This is a genomic window from Deltaproteobacteria bacterium, from assembly GCA_003194485.1.
In the GTDB taxonomy this organism is placed as follows: domain Bacteria; phylum Desulfobacterota; class Dissulfuribacteria; order Dissulfuribacterales; family UBA3076; genus UBA3076.
This window is the reverse complement of record PQXD01000009.1, coordinates 1-17,016: the sequence shown is the minus strand read 5'-3', so window position 1 is coordinate 17,016 and position 17,016 is coordinate 1. Positions and strand designations below refer to the sequence as shown.

Sequence of the window (17,016 nt, the reverse complement as noted above, 5' to 3'; positions counted from 1 at the left end):
GAAATGATTGATACTTCAATGTATAAAGACGATCCCGGTTACGATTGTTCGAAGCTGCTGGAGACACCCTATGATCCGGAGTTTGCCGAGAAGAAATACAATCCCGATAAGCCCATGGAGAATCGCATCACGGACATAGGTCCCCCGCACTATGCGCAGTTCTTCCCTGAGGTGATCAAGAAGAACTACGGCAAGTGGCTCACTCACGAGATCATCCAGCCTGGTGTCATCAAGTATACCAGTGAGACCGGCGATGTGATGTGGGTGGTGCGCTGCGGTACCCCGCGGTTGCTCACTACTAACCTGATGCGTGAGATCTCGGATATCGCAGACAAGTTCAGCGAAGGTATCTGCCGCTGGACCACCCGGAACAGCGTCGAGTTCCACGTCACGGACGAGGGGACATTAAAGGACCTGATCGAGTATCTCAACAATTTCAAGCATCCCGGCGGATCATACAAGCTCCCTATCGGAGGCACCGGCGCAGGAATAACCAATATCGTCCACACCCAGGGCTGGATACACTGTCATACCCCGGCCACTGATGCATCCGGTATGGTAAAGGGCGTGATGGACGATATCTTTGAGTACTGGCACAGCCATAAGCTGCCGGCCAAGCTGCGCATTTCCATGGCCTGCTGCCTCAATATGTGCGGCGCGGTCCACTGCTCAGATATTGCCCTGCTGGGCATCCACAGAAAGCCTCCATTTGTTGAGGACGACCGCATTACCGGCGTCTGCGAGATCCCTCTGGCAATAGCTGCATGCCCCACCGCGGCCATCAAGCCAGCCACGGTTGAGCTTCCGGACGGCAAGAAGGTCAAGTCGGTCCGGGTGAATGAGCCAAGGTGCATGTTCTGCGGCAACTGCTACACCATGTGCCCGGCCATGCCGCTGGCCGATGCAGAGGGCGACGGCGTCGCCATCCTGGCCGGCGGGAAGATCTCCAACCGCATTACTCAACCCTCGTTCTCAAAGTTGATTATTCCGTATATCCCAAATGAGCCTCCGCGTTGGCCCGGTGTTTGCGAGGCTGTCAGAAAGATGGTTGAGGCCTACGAGAAAAACGCCAATAAGTATGAACGCCTCGGGGACTGGGCGAAGCGGGTCGGCTGGGAGCGCTTCTATGAGCTGTGTGATATACCATTTTCGGATAAGTCCATTGACGACTACCGTCTGGCGTATGATACATATCATACAACCACTCAGTTTAAGTGGAGCTCTCATACCGATGCACTAATGAAGTAGTTAAATGAGGAAACTATTATGGCAGCAGACATGGAAGAACTAAAAAAGAAAATTTTGGATTTTATGACCAAAAAAGGGAAATTCAAGTCAAAGATGTATTTTAAAGACTTGTGCAAGGCAGATCCCGATGCCAAATCGCGGGAGATAAAAAAAGCGGCCACCGAACTGGTCAAGGAAGAAAAGATCGAGTACTGGTCTTCGGGAAGCACTACTCTCTACGGCCTAAAGGGTGCCGGCAAGAGCGAGGCGGAACAGTTCGGCGGAGAAGAATAGATAGGAAATAAAACAGCAAAATCAGCCTTATTTAATTAAAGAAAGACCGGTTTTGCTGTGCATGGATAGAGGAAAGGCCTCTTATGTGGTGTTATAGGAGGTCTTTTTTTATTTGTATTCATCAAGGTTCGGATACCTTCGATGAGGGACCTGACCGGCCGTCCGAAGAAGAACTCGAGCTCGTCCTCTCCGGGCCCCAGCGTCTCAATAACCTTTTGGCGAAAGGCCTCATCGGTTGAGACCATCTGTTCGATTTCAGGACCGGCCTGTTGCGCTCCTTCTCGTGGACCTGCTTTACTTAAGAGGCCGTAAATTCGTCCGGGAGGAAAGCTCCTCTCATAGGCCGGGATCAGCTCGGCAATGGCAGAGCCTTCCGGGCAGAGATCAAAACGCGATAGAAGGTCCTGCATGAAAAGCCCTTCAATGTCCCTGGTGTCCCAGCATTTGAGGGCCCTGCATTCCAGGGGACGGTCTTCATAGATGGCGCAGCCATGCTGTTTTGCATCGTAGAATATACAGGCACCTGATCCGTCATCCTTGCCTTTTATCTTGATCATCTCATCCGAGAGTTCTATGAGCCTCTCCTCAAGGGGATGATATGCCAGCTCTCCGGCCCTCAGGGTAAAGAGGTGTGTTGGCATCAGGACGCCCTTTTGGAGAAATATCCTGTCCTCAGAGTGCAGGGTGGGACCGCCATTTTCGCAGCATGTGCCGCATCGTATGCAGGACTCGATTTTTTTTTCTGATTCCATGGTAATATATTTCCTGTATTGTACTGTTGTTATGCTGGCTCCGGCTTGTGGGTACGGTTTAGATTCTCATGAACCCCTGAACCATTGAACCTATGAACCTATGAACCTATGAACGGTTAATGAATAATCATACATTATTGCGTGGATGACTCAATAGGCATATTATTAATCAATGTTTAAAGACCTTGAAAATCTATTCGACCTTGCTGACAGGGCAGTGGCGGATATACAGGAACTCTACAGTCAGGAGGTACGGTGCAGAAAGGGGTGTACCGATTGCTGTCATGCGGTATTTGATGTCTCATTAATAGAGGCATTATACATCCGCCGGCATTTTGATTCCCTGAGCAGAAAGCAGAGGCGCGCTGTCCTGAACATTGCAAAAAAGGCCATCAAGTCGTGGAATCAGTTAATCACCGCCAGGGCAGACCTCTCAATTGCCCGCATCAGGTGCCCCCTGTTGACTGACAGTGGAGAGTGCATCTGCTATGACGCCCGGCCCATGAACTGCCGCACCTACGGGATCCCCACAGTGATCGGTGATAAAAGCCGTGTATGCGGCCTCTCCGGCTTTGAGCAGGGAAAAACCTATCCTACCCTTAACCTGGAATCCCTGCAGAAAAGACTCTACGAACTCTCTGTAGCGTTGAAAGGTGAGGATCTCGGCAGGAGGCGGTGGCCTGTGGCTGCCGTTCTCCTTGGTACTGCTGAATAGTGAGTATTCAACCCCCTGGCGGTAGGCAGCTTTTTTCGGGTTTCAAAGCATAATCCGGTGCAAATACCCATTTTGGTGCAATCCGCCCGCGGTTGAAACCCGAAAAAAGCTGCCTACCGCCAGGGGGAATAAGTCATTTAGAAGCCCCGGCCGACATAGCCTCCTCAATTGCTTTTATGCCCTTTTCAAGTATCTCCGCCCTCTCCCTGGATGCCATGCCCTGATAAATCCTTTGGGCAGTCCTGTAGGCATCCAGGGCCTTGTCCAGGTCACCCCTTTTTTGGTAAATATCACCAATTCCCGTGAGATATAGCCCGGCCCTGCCGACGTCCTCAAGCTCTTCCACGAGCTCGAGTGCCCGAAAATAGTATGGAAGGGTCTTGTCCAGTTCCTCGAGCTGCCTGTAGAGATCAATGATTTTCTCTACCAGCAAAACGGTACTGACAGGGTCATGCTTTTTTTCACATATTGTCAGCCCTCTCTGATAGGCAGGTATGGCCCCCTTGAAATTTCCCCGCATTGTACGGAGATCTCCTATCTGCTCACAGATGTTTGCAACCTCCACGTCTCTTCCACCAACGGCCTCATAAATCTCAAGTGCCTCCTCAAATTTCTCAAGGGCGTCCAGGGATCTCCCCTGTACACTCATAATCTTTGCCTCCCGGTACAGGGCCTCTGCTTTTGTGAGTTCTTTATCTTTCCCTTCTGACGTACTCGAAGCCGCCTGTTCATTCATCTCATCCCCTCCCGGCAATCAAGTGACTGATCAGCCCTCGATACGCTCAACGGCCTCTGTCGCCAGCTCGCCTACAGTCGTATACCTGATGGACTGGCCATCAAAAAGAGTCAGCTCCCCGGTATCGTCTGTCATTCCCTGAATGGCCCTTAGCGCCTCCTTGGCCTTCGTGCGGCCAAATGCCCACACTGCATGGCCCCGTATCTTCGGCTCAGGATTCGTCAGCAGGCCAAACAGGGCAAAAAATGCGTTGGACCTCACAACCTGCGGATGTAATTCACCGATACGGCCAAATGCCCAAAGTACCGCGGGACACGAGGGCGGATCGTTCATGAATACGAGTATGTGCCGCATGAAAGAGCCATATATCTTTGGCTGGGCACGTATTATTTCACCAATCGTCTCTATGGATCCCCAGTTCGTGGCTGCTGAGTCGCCGCTGGCCAGAAGGAGCCTCCTGACCAGATCGCCTACAAGGACCGGTCTCTCTGTGGCCAGTGCCCCTGCAACCGCACCCAGTGTGGTAATTGCCTTCCACATCATCTCGTCTGTTGAATACAGAAGGCGTTGAATCTTTCTCAAAACCAGGGGGTCTTCAAGGGTCATTGTCCTGAGTTTTTCAACCTCTCCAGCCTGTACAAGGGCCTTGACCTGCTGCTTGGAGTACCGGCGTGATCTCCTTTCCAAATAGGCCTTATCTTTCTCTTCCTGAGAGATCCAGGGTTCGGAGAGCAACTCGAGCCTCTCTTTGACACCCTCATGGGTGACCTCACGGATGTCTTTTCTCATTCGAATAAAGACGAGTGCGGCCCTTACTACTTTCTCGTCCTTTGTTCTTCCGGTGGGCTGGATAAGGTGAGACTCAATATCATAATTTTCTAAAATAGCGTCCTCATAGTCCTCTCCGGGCGCGAGACTCCACGCCAGGTCCCAATCGTCGTTGCAGGCAAAACCAAGTGCCTCAACCCAGGCTGCACCAAGATTGTGCCCTGTGACATCGTGGACATATACCGCTCCGCACTCGCATGCACCGTAGTCAAAGTCTCCGAGTCTCCTCGGCTCCACTTTTTTTGGGCGATCTATGGGACTGTCACAGAATGGACAGAGAGGCTTGTGAGCAATCGTTCCTGTTGCCATGGGTTTTTAGCTGGCCTCTTTTGTCTGAGATTTTGCCTTGGCTGAGACCATCTCCGCAAACTGAGGAGAGACCGCATATCCGATCTTTTTGGCCTTTTCAAGGTGATCGAGGGACAGGTCGTAATCCCCGTGGTAGTAATAGGCAACTGCAAGGTTGTTGTGGGCGACACCAAATTTAGGGGCCAGGCTGACGGCCTTTTTCCCGGCCTCAATGGCACTGTCCAGCTCATCAAGTTCCACGTTGACAGTAACGAGATTGGCCAGGGCGGTAATCATTTCCGGTTTGATCTCAAGGGCCTTATTGAGATATTCTGCTGCCTCCTTCCATCTCTGCATGTGGATATAGGCTGCAGCTATATTAGACATGGCCTCGGCAGACTCGGGGCGAATCCTGAGCGCCTCTTTGCTCTCGTTTATGCCGTCCTCAAGTCTGCCCATCTGGAAATAGAGTGCACTCAAATTGATTTTTATCTCATAGGACAATGGATCAAGCTTCAGGCCATATTTGAAGGTGGATTCTGCATCCTCCAGTCTCTCGGCATTCTGATAGACTATGCCAAGCCTGAGGGCCGCAATGACGGAATTCGGATTATCCTCCATCTCTTTTTCAAGATCTTTAATCAATTGGTTCCTGCGGATGGAACCATCTCGCTCCGGACGGGCCATAAACGCCTCCTTATATTTGAACGCTTAGAATAATTTATCTGAAATAAATTCTGAAATATAACATACTTTTGCCATCAAAGCATCATCGAAATTTGAAAGCTGAACGTCGAATGAAAAACCAATATCCAAATACCGAACATCCAGCAGCTATTTCCGTTTCTTTTCAGCCGCCCCCCTTCACCATTCGATGTTCATTTTTTCAGATTATAAGTCTGTTTCTTCATCTCTTCCCATTCATCATTCGATGTTGGACGTTCGATGTTCGATGTTCATTTGTCCATTTAATCGTCCCTTAAATAAAAGTTCTGTATAGCCTCATATAGCTGTTTGACATGACTTCCCAGGTTGGCCTGTATTACTGAAAAGTCCTCTGGATCTTCTTTTGCGTACAGATCCAAAAGTGGCTGAAAAAGGCCGGCAAGCTCTTCCCGGTCAAAGGCCTTAAACAGAGAAAGCAGGTCCCTGAGTTTGCCCAGACCGTATCTGCCATCGGCATCCATGATCCCAAGACCCTCGAAGAACCCTTGTATTAAGGCCTCCACTGAAAAACTACCGGCCCATGCATTGATACCTGCTCCGTCCAATTTATCCAGTCGCATTCTAATCGACAGGTTCAAAAAGAAATAGGTCAATGCTGTCACCGGATCGATGTTATCCTCTGATGAAAATAACATGGCCGGCTCATATCTCCTGGCTGTTGTGAGCTTGACATCAATAATTCCATCCTTTCTCCTGACTATGAAGTCCCCTGCCGCGTGGTGCCAGGGATAGATCTGGTTAAAGTCCCGTGTATCATAATACAGGGTGAGTACCTTAGAGATCTGTCTGAAGATTTCAAATCCCTCCTCTTTTGATGCAAAACAGAGCCCTCTTTGCAGATCCCAGATGCAAATCCGTTGTTTCCCCCCTTTTTCATCCATGGAGAGATGCCATTCGTGATAGTCTTCAAACCACTCTGTCAAAGACATGGTCAGGGATTCGTCTCCGTGATCTGAATGAACCCTGGTATCTCCCTGAAAATACGGCACTGGCAGATAGGGAAGGGCAAATGTTGAATTCAGGAATTTTAGCAGATCAAATTCATGCCTCAGCCATGCCTTTTCATTTTCAGAAACAGCGGTACTGACGCACATCTTCATGGACTGCCTGCCGGAAAAGACCTCTGCGCTTGCCAAATGGTAAAGCGCCCCATGCTTTTCAGTGCGAATCAGAATCTCACTGATACCGTCAGGGCCGATATCCGTCTTAAGCTGTTCGCGGAGAACTCTGACCAAGGGCCTCCCATGGTCCCTGAGAATAAAGTCCTTGATTGCCTCGAAATAGTTACCCAAGATCAGAAAAGGATGGCTTTTCCCGGGACTGATCAGGAAAGGCCGCTGGAGATCGTCATAACAAACAGGGATATCCCCTTTGGGAGCAGAGAAAAGATATTTAATGACCATATTTTTTCAGATATCCGGATAAATAAAAAGCCCGCCGGATATGGCGGGCTTTTTGATTCTGCCTGATGAAAAACCCGGTTTATGTTGCTGCCTCTTCCTCCCTGATGGTCACTGCAACCTTATGAAGCACTGTAAGTATCAATGCCCCGATCGCCCAGATGGCTGTCGCAATAGTTATCTCGGGAAAGGTGGCCGAGTACTCTGTGATCCTCTCAAAGGGATTGGGGATGAATCCACCAATGACCAGTGCCACGCCCTTATCGATCCAGCAGGCAATGAAAACCGATGCGCATGCAAAGGCCAGGATCCCGTGGTGCCTTCGGGCAGGCGGGATCAGCAAGAGAAGGACACCAATAAACGCAAATGGAGCGGCTGTCCACATCCATCCCACAAGCTTGCCGTGGCCGTGCAGGCCGACAAACAGGTATTGAAGGCCATGCATATGTCCTGGGATATTGCTGTAAAAGGCCGTGAAAAACTCCATGCCCACCAGGAACAGGTTTACGATCATGGCATAGCAGACGGTCTTGGCTATGGTCTGCAAGGCATCTCTTCCCGGATCGAACTTGCTGACCCTTTCGATAATAAGGAGCACAATTATCAGCAGGGCAGGGCCGGATGCAAAGGCCGATGCAAGAAACCTGGGGGCCATGACGGCCGTCAGCCAGGAATGCCTTCCGGGAAGGCCGGCGTACAGAAAGGCCGTTACTGTGTGGATGCTGACTGCCCAGGGTATGGAGAGATAAATAAAAGGTTTCAGCCATCCGGGATGCGGTACTTTTTTCGCCTCTGCCAGCAGGCAGTTATACCCGACTATGATATTGATCAGGAGATAGCCGCTCAGCACGATCATATCCCAGAAGAGTATGGAGTTGGGCGTGGGGTGCAGCACGACATTGAGCATCCTCTGCGGCTGCCCTATATCCACCACAATGAACAGCAGGCACATAGTTACTGCCGCAATTGCAAGAAACTCACCGAAAACTATGATCTTGGCATATTTCCTGTAATTATGAAGATACAACGGTATGACGATCATAACGGCAGATGCGGCCACTCCGACCAGATATGTGAACTGGCCGATATACACACCCCAGGAGATGTCCCTGCCCATCCCGGTAATCCCCAGTCCGACATTGAGCTGGTAAAGCCAGCACCCGAAGCCGACCCCTATAATGGCCAGCAGAAAAACTATCCACATATAGTATCTCGGTTCACCCTTTAAAGCCTTTTCTATCATGGCAACCTCACACTAGGTAGAAGATGCACGGCCCTGTGCCGAGCTCTAGCTTACGCCTCATGGAACTACGCCTGCGCAGGATCTGCCTCACGTTGGAATCGGGGTCTGTCAGGTCCCCAAAGGTCAAGGCCTGTGGCGCTGCTTCAACGCATGCAGGCAACTTGTCCTTTGCAAGCCTTTCCACACAGAAGTTACATTTTTCCACCACGCCTCTCACCCGGGTGGGAAACTCCATATTGAGTTCCTTCTCGTTGAGACCCTCCCTGGGATCCAGCCAGTTGAAGCTGCGGGAGCCGTATGGACATGCAGCCATGCAGAAGCGGCACCCGATGCAGCGGTGATAGTCCATGGCCACGATCCCGTCGGGTCTCTTGAATGTGGCCTTGGTAGGACACACCCTTACACATGGAGGATGCTCACAGTGGTTGCACAGACACAGAAACGGCAACTCCTTCACGTGATCGTCCATATATTCGTTCTCGTTCTCTGCAAAGGTGTGCTCATAGTCGTCTTCCCAAAGCCACACCACCTTGTTCTTTGAATCCCCGAAGTCAGGTACATTGTGCGTCGAGTGACATGCCTTTATGCACTTCTCCACGACCCCTGGCTCTGCACACTTCTCGACATCAATGGTCATTGCCCACTGTTTCCGCACCTCTTTGGGCTTCTCCGGAGCATGTTCCTCTCCGTGGTGCACCGCGGCATCGAGCGCGCCGGGGCGGAGAAACTCGAACGCACCCTTGCCCCCCAGGCCAAATAAGGTGGAAAGCCCGGCTATCTTTATGAATTGTCTTCTATCCATGTTCATAACTCGTTCCCTTTTGGCTCTTCTTTTGGCTCTATGTGGCAGTCCCAGCAGTAAGGGGAAACTCCTGTATAGTTGTGACACTTATCGCAGAAGTCCTTCTTGTTGGAATGGCATTTCATGCATGTATTCTGAAGGCTGGTGTAGTACTTCTTCCCCTTCTGATTGATATACTCCCTGTTGCCTTCCCTGAGGGCCTGATCGCGCCAATCGTTTATGAGCTTCATGTGCGTGGTCCGCATGAAATGCTTATCCTCCACACATTTCCTCTCGGCCTCGGCCATTTTCTTGATCTCCGGCGTGTCGATCTTCGGCTCAGGCACGGGAGCCGCCTTCCCCGCATTCATCCAGAATGCAGCAGTAAATAAGACGACAAAGATGACAAGCCCTACTATGATCTTCCAAGCATCATACATCCCTTGTTCCTCCTTGCCCAGGATCTCTTCCTTAGCGTAGTACTATTTGTCTCTCCCCTGAACGCTGACTATGGTTCCGGTTCCCAAGTTGCGATCTCAAACCCGCGCAGATTATGTGTCCTCGGACCTTCCCCCTCCATGATCAGGGCATTTGCGACCAGCTCGGTAACGCCGCAGACCCCTACATCCGGGTTCCAATATTGGGCCGCCGGGGGCAAAGCCGCCCTGTCAATGGCACAGATGCAGGCGAGCATGTTTACCCCATACTTCTCCCTGACGTACCTGAGGGCATTCTGCCTTGGAAAGCCGCCCCTCAGCCTGAGCTCCATATTCTCAGAGGCATTCAGACCGGAGCCGCTCCCGCAGCAGTAAGTCTGCTCCCTGATGGTATTCTCGGGCATTTCATAGAAGTGGTTGCACACACTCTTGATGACATAGCGTGGCTCTTCAAACAATCCCATGCCCCTGGAAGGATTGCAGGAGTCATGAAATGTGACCTTCAGGCGATCGTTACGGCTCGGGTCCAGCTTCAGCTTGTTGTGTTTGATAAGATCTGCCGTAAACTCCATGATGTGGACCATCTTATGGGCCTTGGCGTTCTCGAACTTCGTGCCGGTGATGGGAGAAACCGGCTCCTCAAGAAAGTCTATGGGACCGTGCCATGTGGTCATATACTGGTTCAGGACCCGCCACATATGACCGCACTCACCGCCCAGGATCCATTTTACACCAAGGCGTTTGGCCTCGGCATATATCTTGCCGTTCATGCGTTTTGCTACTTCATTGGCGGTAAAGTAACCAAAATCACCGCCCTCGGACGCATAGGTGCTCCATGTGTAATCAAGGCCGAGATGTTCAAAGAGCAGCAGATAACCCGCAAGTGTAAATATACCCGGATCGGCAAACACATCACCTGACGGGGTGACAAAGAGGATCTCCGCACCCTTTCTGTTCCAACTGGGCTCGAAACTGATGCCCACGTTATCTTCAATATCCATCAGCATGGTATCAACACACTCTTTATATGTATGCGGCTGGAGGCCGAGATGATTCCCGGTAAAGAGACATTTTGTAACCGACTCCTGTATCCAGGCGATATTCATGCCGAGCTCGTTCATGATCTCCCTGCCCATAATGGTGATCTCCGCAGTATCTATTCCATAAGGACAGAAGACCGAGCACCGGCGGCATTCACTGCACTGGAACATATAATACCAGAGCTGCCTCAACGCGTCTTTGGTGAGCTTTCTTGCGCCTGCAAGACGCCCCAGTATCTTACCTGTTTTAGTGAACTCGCCCCTGTATATCGACCTCAACAACTCCGCCCGCATAACAGGCATGTTCATTGGATCGCCGCTGCCAAGGAAATAATGACACTTATCCGCACAGGCACCGCACCTTACACAGATATCCATATATATCTTGAACGTACGGTACTTGCCGAGCATGTCCCTCATCTTATTGAGAAACCGCTCCTTCCAGTCATCAGGGAGCTCCCAGTCCTCATCTTCGATTACCCAGTACTTCCCCCAGTCGCTTCGATCGTTCATCCCGGCTTTTTTCAACACCTCTGGTCTGGCTGGATAGCAATAAATACCGGGCTTGATATTAAGAGGACGATCCATCCAGTTGCCACGGGGCGGTTTAAAATCAATATTCAGCGACTCATAGTATTTAGGAATATTTGCCATTTTTTATTCCCTCTCCACTGGTATTCCGGCGTTTTTCATTTTTTCCCTGAATTCATTCTCATAATCTTCATAGGGATGGATCTTGACAGGATATTCCCAGGGATTGACATGCATCTTGGCACGGTTGGTGTTTGCCAGATTTCTCCCCGGGCTGAGGAACACGCCCCCGGCATGCATCAGTTTGCTGAAGGGAAAATACGCAAACAGGGTGCTGACAAGGGCTACGTGAACGAAAAATATTGCACCGATCCCCTCCGGCACCGTAGGATGCAAACTGGCCAGACCGACAGCGAGCTCCTTAACGCTCACGATATCCACCCTGATAAAATACCGCATGAGCACTCCGGATATGCCGATGCCAAGGATCAGAAACAGGGGGAAGTAATCGTTGGCCAGGGATATGTAGCGCATTTTCGGTACTATGAGGCGCCTTACGAGGAGATAGCTCACGGCAGCCAGGAGCAAGACGTCAGTGATATATAGCTCCGGCACGCCTATCTGGAGCATCCCGTCTACAATGCCAAGCCCGTTCACAAAGGCCGGTACGGGCTCAACAAAGAGCCTCAGGTGCCTGATAGCGATGATAAGGAAAGAATAGTGAAACGCCAAGGCACCGAGCCAGATCCATTTTGAACCGCCGCAGACGATATTGCCGCTCGCCATCTCCGCCTTCGTGTGCCTGAACAGCGAGCGGAAGGCAAATATCTCGAGAATCATACGGCCTATGACGCCGAGTGTGCTGCTCGGATTTTCGATCTCGTCATTCTTTATCCAGGGAAGCGTCTTCTGCTGCCCGCACGTAGTAGGTATACGATAAGGAACGGGCGAGCGTCCCCAGTCCACGACTCGATAGATAAACCCCAAAATGAATATGACAAATGCCGCATAGGGGACAAAAATCCCGAAGATAGGCTGCAGACTTGATACCTGCGCCCCGACCAAGGCGACCAGGACAATCGCAAGAACCGCGCCTAAAGATACACCTAACGATAGCTTTACACCCATTACCGTTACCTCACTTTTCCTAGACCGCAGTTGTTACAGCAGTCTTCAGTCCCTTTACCCTGCCTCTGCTCTTGTTGAAGCATATAAGAGAGACACCTCGTCCCTCTCCCTGTTGTAAAAAATGGTCTTTTTTTAAAATCATCCAATTTGATTTCCCAGATCTTCTCCCGGCACTTCATGTATACGTCAAAGGCAAGGAGAACACACTGGTCTATCCTCGACTCAAATTCCAGCAGGTCTTCAAAAAGTCCTTCTTCTCTTTTTATGTCCCTTGCCAGCTCTTCCCTGATGACCTTCTTGAGCAGAAAAACAACAGCAACGGCCCCTGATGGCATAAAATCCTGAACCGCCCTGATTCTGACAATGTTGTCCAGAAGAGAAGACATATTCTGCGGATTATTTCCGTTAAGGAGTTCATCGAATAGAGGCCCCATTGTTTCGGAAATCGTGACGCCTATGGGATTGGCGAACCTATTCCTTTGGTGCCTGAAAAACTCTACGGTTTCAGCAGGATAAGTTTCCTGGACACTATTAATCCAATTGCCCACTATGCAGTCTCTTTTTTTTGTCAGAAGTTCTTCCAGATTCATGTTCGAATTATTCTTTAAGGCTTCAAACTGAGAAGCCATCCAGAACTCCCCTCCAGTTTTCTGAATGACGATTCGCAATGAACATCTCTATAGACAAAATGTGATTCCATGTCAAGACCAACTATGAATGAAACCGGGTTTGAATAAAATATTTTGTTATCTCCCTCAAATCCTGGAGTATTACGGGCGAATTATTTAGAATATAAATTAAATATGCACTCACGGTAGCCATTCTTGACTACTGCATGCACAAACTGTTACGTCTCTATTGAGAGAAAAGTGAGAAAAGTCCATAAGGAACTCCTTTTCAATTGCGCAGAAAGCGCCATCAGGAAAAAATGAAAATATTGCTCATATATCCATATTGTCTTGAAGACCGGCTCCGTGACTATGATGTAAGGGTCATGCCCATAGGCACTTATTATTTAGGCGCTGTGCTAAAAGCAAATCACCATGATGTCGAGATACTGAATTGGTACAATATTAATAAAACGCCTGAGAGAATCAAGGAGATTCTGAAAAAAAAGAGGCCTGATATCATCGGCTTCTCCATCCTGCATGCGAACCGCTGGGGCGGCGTAGAGATTGCCAGGATTGCCAGGCAGCTCAATCCTGATGTCAAGATCGTGTTTGGCGGGATTGGAGCCACCTTTCTGTGGAGACATTTCCTGACCCATTTTCCGGAAATAGACTTCATAGTTATGAGAGAGGGAGAATATACTTTTTTAGATCTGGTAAAATGTATTGAAAGGGCAGATTATGAAGATATTGGAAATATCAAGGGAATCGCTTTCAGGAAAAAAGGCAGGATTCTAAAGACCGAAGATGCCGCATTTATTCAGGATATTGATGAGCTGCCCAATCCGGCAAAATATTTCGAATATCAGCATGTAATCTCGTCCCGGGGTTGCCCGTGGAATTGCACGTTTTGCGGGTCACCCCGGTTTTGGAGACGTAAAGTCAGATTTCACTCTCCGGAATACTTTGTGGAGCAACTGGAACTGCTCTACAAAAAAGGAATAAATTTCTTTTATTTCTCAGATGATACCTTTACGGTCAGAGAAGGCCGGGTGATCGAGATATGTAAAAAAATCCTGGAAAGGGGTCTCAATATCACCTGGGTGGCCATCTCGCGAGTAAACTGTGTGAGTGAAGATGTATTGTACTGGATGAGAAGGGCCGGCTGTATCCAAATCAGCTACGGTGTGGAAAGCGGCTCCGAGAAGATAAGAAATTACCTGAATAAAAACATTAAGACCCAGGACATAAAAAAGGCCTTTAAATTAACCACTAAATACGGGATCCTGGCACGTGCCTATTTCATTTACGGTTCTCCCGGGGAAAGCTGGGCAACCATTCAGAGGACCATAGATCTGATGCATGAAATCAAGCCGATGAGCATTATTTTTTATATACTTGACCTTTTTCCAGGTACGGCGCTTTACTCGGATTTCAGGAAAAAATTCAATGTCTCAGACAGGATCTGGCTGCAGCAAATAGAAGATATCATGTATTTTGAGACCGATCCCCGTCTGTCTAAGGAAATGATACTGGCCTTTGGCGAAAAGCTGAGAAGAGAATACTATGGAAATCTTCACCGATATGTTGATGCCATTGAACTCATAGACGAGAAGGATCTCTACGAAATGCATTCAGGTTTTTGCTCGAGACTGGGGATGACATTCAGCCACGGAGACTATGCAAAGATCGACGCTGTCAGGAAAAAAGAGGAAACCGCTGAAAAGCTTTTCAAAAAGGCATTGGGTTATTATCCTGACCATCGGGCCTATCTGGGATTGGGCATCATTAAGCAGAAAAACAGGGCATTTGATGAATCCGTGAGGATTTTATCAGAAGGCATTAAATATTTCCCGGACAGTGAGGCATTGAATGTGTGCCTGGGAATCAGCTACATGAACTTGGGGGAATATGGCAAGGCGCTATCATATCTTCTGAATTTCCAGGATTCAAGAGAAGCGGTTCAATATATTGCAACCTGTTACAGGGCATTGGGCGATTTTGAAAAAGAGGCCTCCTTTCTTGAGAAACTCCGCTCTCTCCAACAAGGCAGAGGTTAGGCTGCAGAAAATGTTTCCCAGATTAGTAATCGCAGGCCTTAAAGGCGGAGCAGGAAAGACTGTTGTTGCTTTAGGCCTGGTTCGTGCCTGGCAAGGGCAGGGCCTTCGGGTAACTCCTTTTAAAAAAGGCCCTGATTACATTGATGCCGGCTGGCTCTCTCAGGCAGCCAAAAGGCCGTGCTACAACCTGGACCCCTTCCTGATGTCCAGGGAGGTTATAAGGAAATCCTTCGCCTTCAGGGCAAGAGACGCTGATATCAGCGTAATAGAAGGTAATCGCGGTCTCTTTGACGGAGTAGATGACGTGGGCTCAAGCAGCACGGCGGAACTTGCCAAGTGGTTGGATGCCCCTGTTATTCTGGTATTGGACTGCACCAAAATGACAAGGACGGCCGCGGCCCTTGTCCTGGGCTGTCAGCGGTTTGATCCGGGGTTGCGAATTGAGGGGGCAATACTCAACCATGTGGCCGGGTCACGCCATGAAACAATCGTCAGGCAATCTGTAGAAAAGTACTCAGGGATTTCTGTACTTGGCGTCCTCCCAAGGATGGAAGGTGATCCTATCCCCATGCGCCATCTTGGTGTAACTCCGTGGGAAGAGCACCCTCAGGCCGCCGAAGCACTGGACAGACTGGGCCGGACGGTAACAGGGTCAGTGGATATCCATACATTAGCAAATATCGCTGATCAGAATAGTAAATGGGAATCCGGCAGCATGGACGGCGTGGAGCTATTCCCTTATGCCGAAGAAATCACGTCTTTACAAACGCCTCTCGTAGGAGTGATCCGGGATAGGGCCTTCCAGTTCTATTATCCTGAAAATCTTGAGGCCCTGGAAAAGGCCGGGGCAAAACTCACATTCCTGGATTCCCTTCAAGGTAACGGATTGCCGGAACTCGATGCACTGTATATAGGGGGAGGTTTCCCTGAAACACAGGCTGCCAGCCTCTCAGCCAATGAAGCCATGAGGATGGATCTCCGCCAGGCAATACATCAGGGACTTCCTGTCTATGCAGAATGCGGGGGCCTGATGTATCTGGGCAGGCAACTGATTTGGCAAGGGCAGGCCTATTCCATGGTGGGGGCCATCGGTTGGGATTTTGTTGTGGGTGAAAGACCGGTCGGTCATGGCTACAGCGCCCTGGAAGTTATCTCCGGGAATCCCTTTTATGATGTAGGGACAATATTGCGGGGCCATGAATTCCATTATTCCAGACCTGTCCTGGCGGACAAAGGAAATTCAGGGAAACTAAGCTGTCGTGTAATAAGGGGACGTGGCTTTGACGGACAATTTGAAGGAGTAATATTTAAAAATATCTTTGGGACCTATACCCATATTCACGCCCTTGAGCACCCTGAATGGGCCATCCGCATGGTTAAGATCGCCATCGAATATCGCCATTTGAAATCGCATATTGGCCTCTGGAAATAGAGCGGAAATTATTTTGAGCATAATATCAGAAAAACAGGGTTGACAAAAAGAATGCCCATCGTCTATATGAACGACCAGGCAATAAAATAATAAGACATGTGGGCTTATTGACTATCATAACAAAAGGAGGAAGTCATGTTCGAGATTACTATCAATTATGATACGTGCCAGGGCGATGAGGAGTGCGTGGGTAACTGTCCATCTGAAGTATATGACTGGGACGAAGAGAACCAAAGGCCGATAATCGCTAGGCAGGAAGACTGTGTAGGCTGTGAGACCTGCGTGGAGGTCTGCCCAACCGGCTCCATCACCGTTGAGGAGGTCTAGCTGGACGATCTGAGACCGAAGAATCTTATCAGACAAAAAAGGGGTAGCCATCTGGCTACCCCTTTTTTTGATAAGAATATTTACAAATTTCTTGTAAATATCCGGTGAACCCGTAGTCCATTCCGCAAACCGTTCACGGGAAGGGGATATTTCTTTTCACTTCACACTTCAGCCCCTTGTTTTCTTAAGGCTTTTGACATGGGGGAGTCTTGCCCCCTCCGCATTCGCCTTACGCTGCGCTTAAGGCGATGCGGTTTCCCCCATAGAGCGTGTCCCGTAAATCATATCAGCCGAAGATTTCGATTCGGCCAAATTTTGGCCTTATGCCCCTCTGGGCTTTCTGGAAATGCTGATTATTGAGATTCATTGTCATAAGAGCCTTATTCCACCCCCTGTTTTCCTCTATTTTATGCTCATATTGCCGTTTTTCTGTCGCCATATCTGTATAGCTTCAAAATATTGT

18 protein-coding genes are annotated in these 17,016 nt (G+C 49.4%); 7 read left to right on the top strand and 11 right to left on the bottom strand.

Annotation, left to right across the window (positions count from 1 at the left end; translation table 11 throughout):
* The first annotated feature begins 18 nt into the window (after window positions 1-18).
* Together dsrB and C4B57_06455 are read left to right on the top strand one after the other, a co-directional pair.
* On the top strand, window positions 19-1,248 hold the full coding sequence (gene dsrB, locus C4B57_06460; protein ID PXF54589.1) for a dissimilatory-type sulfite reductase subunit beta: 1,230 nt from the start codon (window positions 19-21) through the stop codon (window positions 1,246-1,248).
* A gap of 30 nt (window positions 1,249-1,278) precedes the next feature.
* Window positions 1,279-1,521 (top strand): dissimilatory sulfite reductase-asociated protein DsvD, encoded by a 243-nt coding sequence (locus C4B57_06455; protein ID PXF54588.1) that lies wholly within the window; start codon window positions 1,279-1,281, stop codon window positions 1,519-1,521.
* A gap of 35 nt (window positions 1,522-1,556) precedes the next feature.
* On the opposite strand, the gene C4B57_06450 is transcribed toward C4B57_06455, so the two are convergent.
* On the bottom strand, window positions 1,557-2,273 hold the full coding sequence (locus C4B57_06450) for a hypothetical protein (protein ID PXF54515.1): 717 nt from the start codon (window positions 2,271-2,273) through the stop codon (window positions 1,557-1,559).
* Window positions 2,274-2,445: 172 nt separating this feature from the next.
* Here C4B57_06450 and C4B57_06445 point away from each other — a divergent pair, with 172 nt between their 5' ends.
* On the top strand, window positions 2,446-2,988 hold the full coding sequence (locus tag C4B57_06445; protein PXF54514.1) for a hypothetical protein: 543 nt from the start codon (window positions 2,446-2,448) through the stop codon (window positions 2,986-2,988).
* A gap of 133 nt (window positions 2,989-3,121) precedes the next feature.
* Here C4B57_06445 and C4B57_06440 read toward each other — a convergent pair whose 3' ends face one another.
* The 4 genes from C4B57_06440 to C4B57_06425 all read right to left on the bottom strand — a co-directional run bounded on the left by C4B57_06440 (window position 3,122) and on the right by C4B57_06425 (window position 6,702).
* Window positions 3,122-3,724 (bottom strand): tetratricopeptide repeat-containing protein, encoded by a 603-nt coding sequence (locus C4B57_06440; protein ID PXF54513.1) that lies wholly within the window; start codon window positions 3,722-3,724, stop codon window positions 3,122-3,124.
* A 30-nt stretch (window positions 3,725-3,754) separates the two neighbouring features.
* Window positions 3,755-4,861, bottom strand: coding sequence for a PBS lyase (locus tag C4B57_06435; GenBank protein ID PXF54512.1), 1,107 nt, complete (start codon window positions 4,859-4,861; stop codon window positions 3,755-3,757).
* A gap of 6 nt (window positions 4,862-4,867) precedes the next feature.
* Complete coding sequence (locus C4B57_06430) at window positions 4,868-5,527, bottom strand: hypothetical protein (GenBank protein ID PXF54511.1); 660 nt, start codon at window positions 5,525-5,527, stop codon at window positions 4,868-4,870.
* 281 nt (window positions 5,528-5,808) lie between these two features.
* A complete protein-coding gene (locus tag C4B57_06425) occupies window positions 5,809-6,702 on the bottom strand; it encodes a hypothetical protein (GenBank protein ID PXF54510.1) in 894 nt (297 codons plus the stop codon).
* Between C4B57_06425 and C4B57_06420 the strand changes: the two genes are divergently transcribed.
* A complete protein-coding gene (locus tag C4B57_06420) occupies window positions 6,703-7,035 on the top strand; it encodes a hypothetical protein (GenBank protein ID PXF54509.1) in 333 nt (110 codons plus the stop codon).
* A gap of 13 nt (window positions 7,036-7,048) precedes the next feature.
* On the opposite strand, the gene C4B57_06415 is transcribed toward C4B57_06420, so the two are convergent.
* From C4B57_06415 to C4B57_06390, 6 genes are all read right to left on the bottom strand, one after another.
* Window positions 7,049-8,209, bottom strand: a complete 1,161-nt coding sequence (locus C4B57_06415; GenBank protein ID PXF54508.1) for a menaquinol oxidoreductase — start codon at window positions 8,207-8,209, stop codon at window positions 7,049-7,051.
* A gap of 7 nt (window positions 8,210-8,216) precedes the next feature.
* The gene (locus C4B57_06410) at window positions 8,217-9,017 is read right to left on the bottom strand and encodes a 4Fe-4S ferredoxin (GenBank protein PXF54507.1); all 801 of its coding nucleotides are present in this window, start codon (window positions 9,015-9,017) and stop codon (window positions 8,217-8,219) included.
* Entirely contained in the window at window positions 9,014-9,430 is a 417-nt protein-coding gene (locus C4B57_06405) for a menaquinol oxidoreductase (protein PXF54506.1), read from the bottom strand. Before C4B57_06405 ends, C4B57_06410 begins: the two co-directional genes overlap by 4 nt.
* Window positions 9,431-9,498: 68 nt before the next feature.
* Complete coding sequence (locus C4B57_06400; protein PXF54505.1) at window positions 9,499-11,121, bottom strand: menaquinol oxidoreductase; 1,623 nt, start codon at window positions 11,119-11,121, stop codon at window positions 9,499-9,501.
* Window positions 11,122-11,124: 3 nt separating this feature from the next.
* Entirely contained in the window at window positions 11,125-12,126 is a 1,002-nt protein-coding gene (locus C4B57_06395) for a menaquinol oxidoreductase (GenBank protein ID PXF54504.1), read from the bottom strand.
* Window positions 12,127-12,131: 5 nt separating this feature from the next.
* Window positions 12,132-12,755, bottom strand: coding sequence for a hypothetical protein (locus tag C4B57_06390; protein PXF54503.1), 624 nt, complete (start codon window positions 12,753-12,755; stop codon window positions 12,132-12,134).
* A 272-nt stretch (window positions 12,756-13,027) separates the two neighbouring features.
* Here C4B57_06390 and C4B57_06385 point away from each other — a divergent pair, with 272 nt between their 5' ends.
* The 3 genes from C4B57_06385 (at window position 13,028) to C4B57_06375 (ending at window position 16,553) form a co-directional block, all read left to right on the top strand.
* Window positions 13,028-14,794: a B12-binding domain-containing radical SAM protein gene (locus C4B57_06385; GenBank protein PXF54502.1), complete on the top strand. Its 1,767-nt coding sequence runs from the start codon at window positions 13,028-13,030 to the stop codon at window positions 14,792-14,794.
* 10 nt (window positions 14,795-14,804) lie between these two features.
* Window positions 14,805-16,226, top strand: coding sequence for a hypothetical protein (locus tag C4B57_06380; protein PXF54501.1), 1,422 nt, complete (start codon window positions 14,805-14,807; stop codon window positions 16,224-16,226).
* Between the two features lie 135 nt (window positions 16,227-16,361).
* Entirely contained in the window at window positions 16,362-16,553 is a 192-nt protein-coding gene (locus tag C4B57_06375; protein PXF54500.1) for a 4Fe-4S ferredoxin, read from the top strand.
* Window positions 16,554-17,016: the final 463 nt, after the last annotated feature.

Bases quoted from the DNA above. Each gene is read 5' to 3' on its own strand.
- dsrB (PXF54589.1), top strand. From the start codon at position 19: ATGTATAAAGACGATCCCGGTTACGATTGTTCGAAGCTGCTGGAGACA.
- C4B57_06455 (PXF54588.1), top strand. From the start codon at position 1,279: ATGGAAGAACTAAAAAAGAAAATTTTGGATTTTATGACCAAAAAAGGG.
- C4B57_06450 (PXF54515.1), bottom strand. From the start codon at position 2,273: ATGGAATCAGAAAAAAAAATCGAGTCCTGCATACGATGCGGCACATGC.
- C4B57_06445 (PXF54514.1), top strand. From the start codon at position 2,446: ATGTTTAAAGACCTTGAAAATCTATTCGACCTTGCTGACAGGGCAGTG.
- C4B57_06440 (PXF54513.1), bottom strand. From the start codon at position 3,724: ATGAATGAACAGGCGGCTTCGAGTACGTCAGAAGGGAAAGATAAAGAA.
- C4B57_06435 (PXF54512.1), bottom strand. From the start codon at position 4,861: ATGGCAACAGGAACGATTGCTCACAAGCCTCTCTGTCCATTCTGTGAC.
- C4B57_06430 (PXF54511.1), bottom strand. From the start codon at position 5,527: ATGGCCCGTCCGGAGCGAGATGGTTCCATCCGCAGGAACCAATTGATT.
- C4B57_06420 (PXF54509.1), top strand. From the start codon at position 6,703: ATGGTAAAGCGCCCCATGCTTTTCAGTGCGAATCAGAATCTCACTGAT.
- C4B57_06415 (PXF54508.1), bottom strand. From the start codon at position 8,209: ATGATAGAAAAGGCTTTAAAGGGTGAACCGAGATACTATATGTGGATA.
- C4B57_06410 (PXF54507.1), bottom strand. From the start codon at position 9,017: ATGAACATGGATAGAAGACAATTCATAAAGATAGCCGGGCTTTCCACC.
- C4B57_06405 (PXF54506.1), bottom strand. From the start codon at position 9,430: ATGTATGATGCTTGGAAGATCATAGTAGGGCTTGTCATCTTTGTCGTC.
- C4B57_06400 (PXF54505.1), bottom strand. From the start codon at position 11,121: ATGGCAAATATTCCTAAATACTATGAGTCGCTGAATATTGATTTTAAA.
- C4B57_06395 (PXF54504.1), bottom strand. From the start codon at position 12,126: ATGGGTGTAAAGCTATCGTTAGGTGTATCTTTAGGCGCGGTTCTTGCG.
- C4B57_06390 (PXF54503.1), bottom strand. From the start codon at position 12,755: ATGGCTTCTCAGTTTGAAGCCTTAAAGAATAATTCGAACATGAATCTG.
- C4B57_06380 (PXF54501.1), top strand. From the start codon at position 14,805: ATGTTTCCCAGATTAGTAATCGCAGGCCTTAAAGGCGGAGCAGGAAAG.
- C4B57_06375 (PXF54500.1), top strand. From the start codon at position 16,362: ATGTTCGAGATTACTATCAATTATGATACGTGCCAGGGCGATGAGGAG.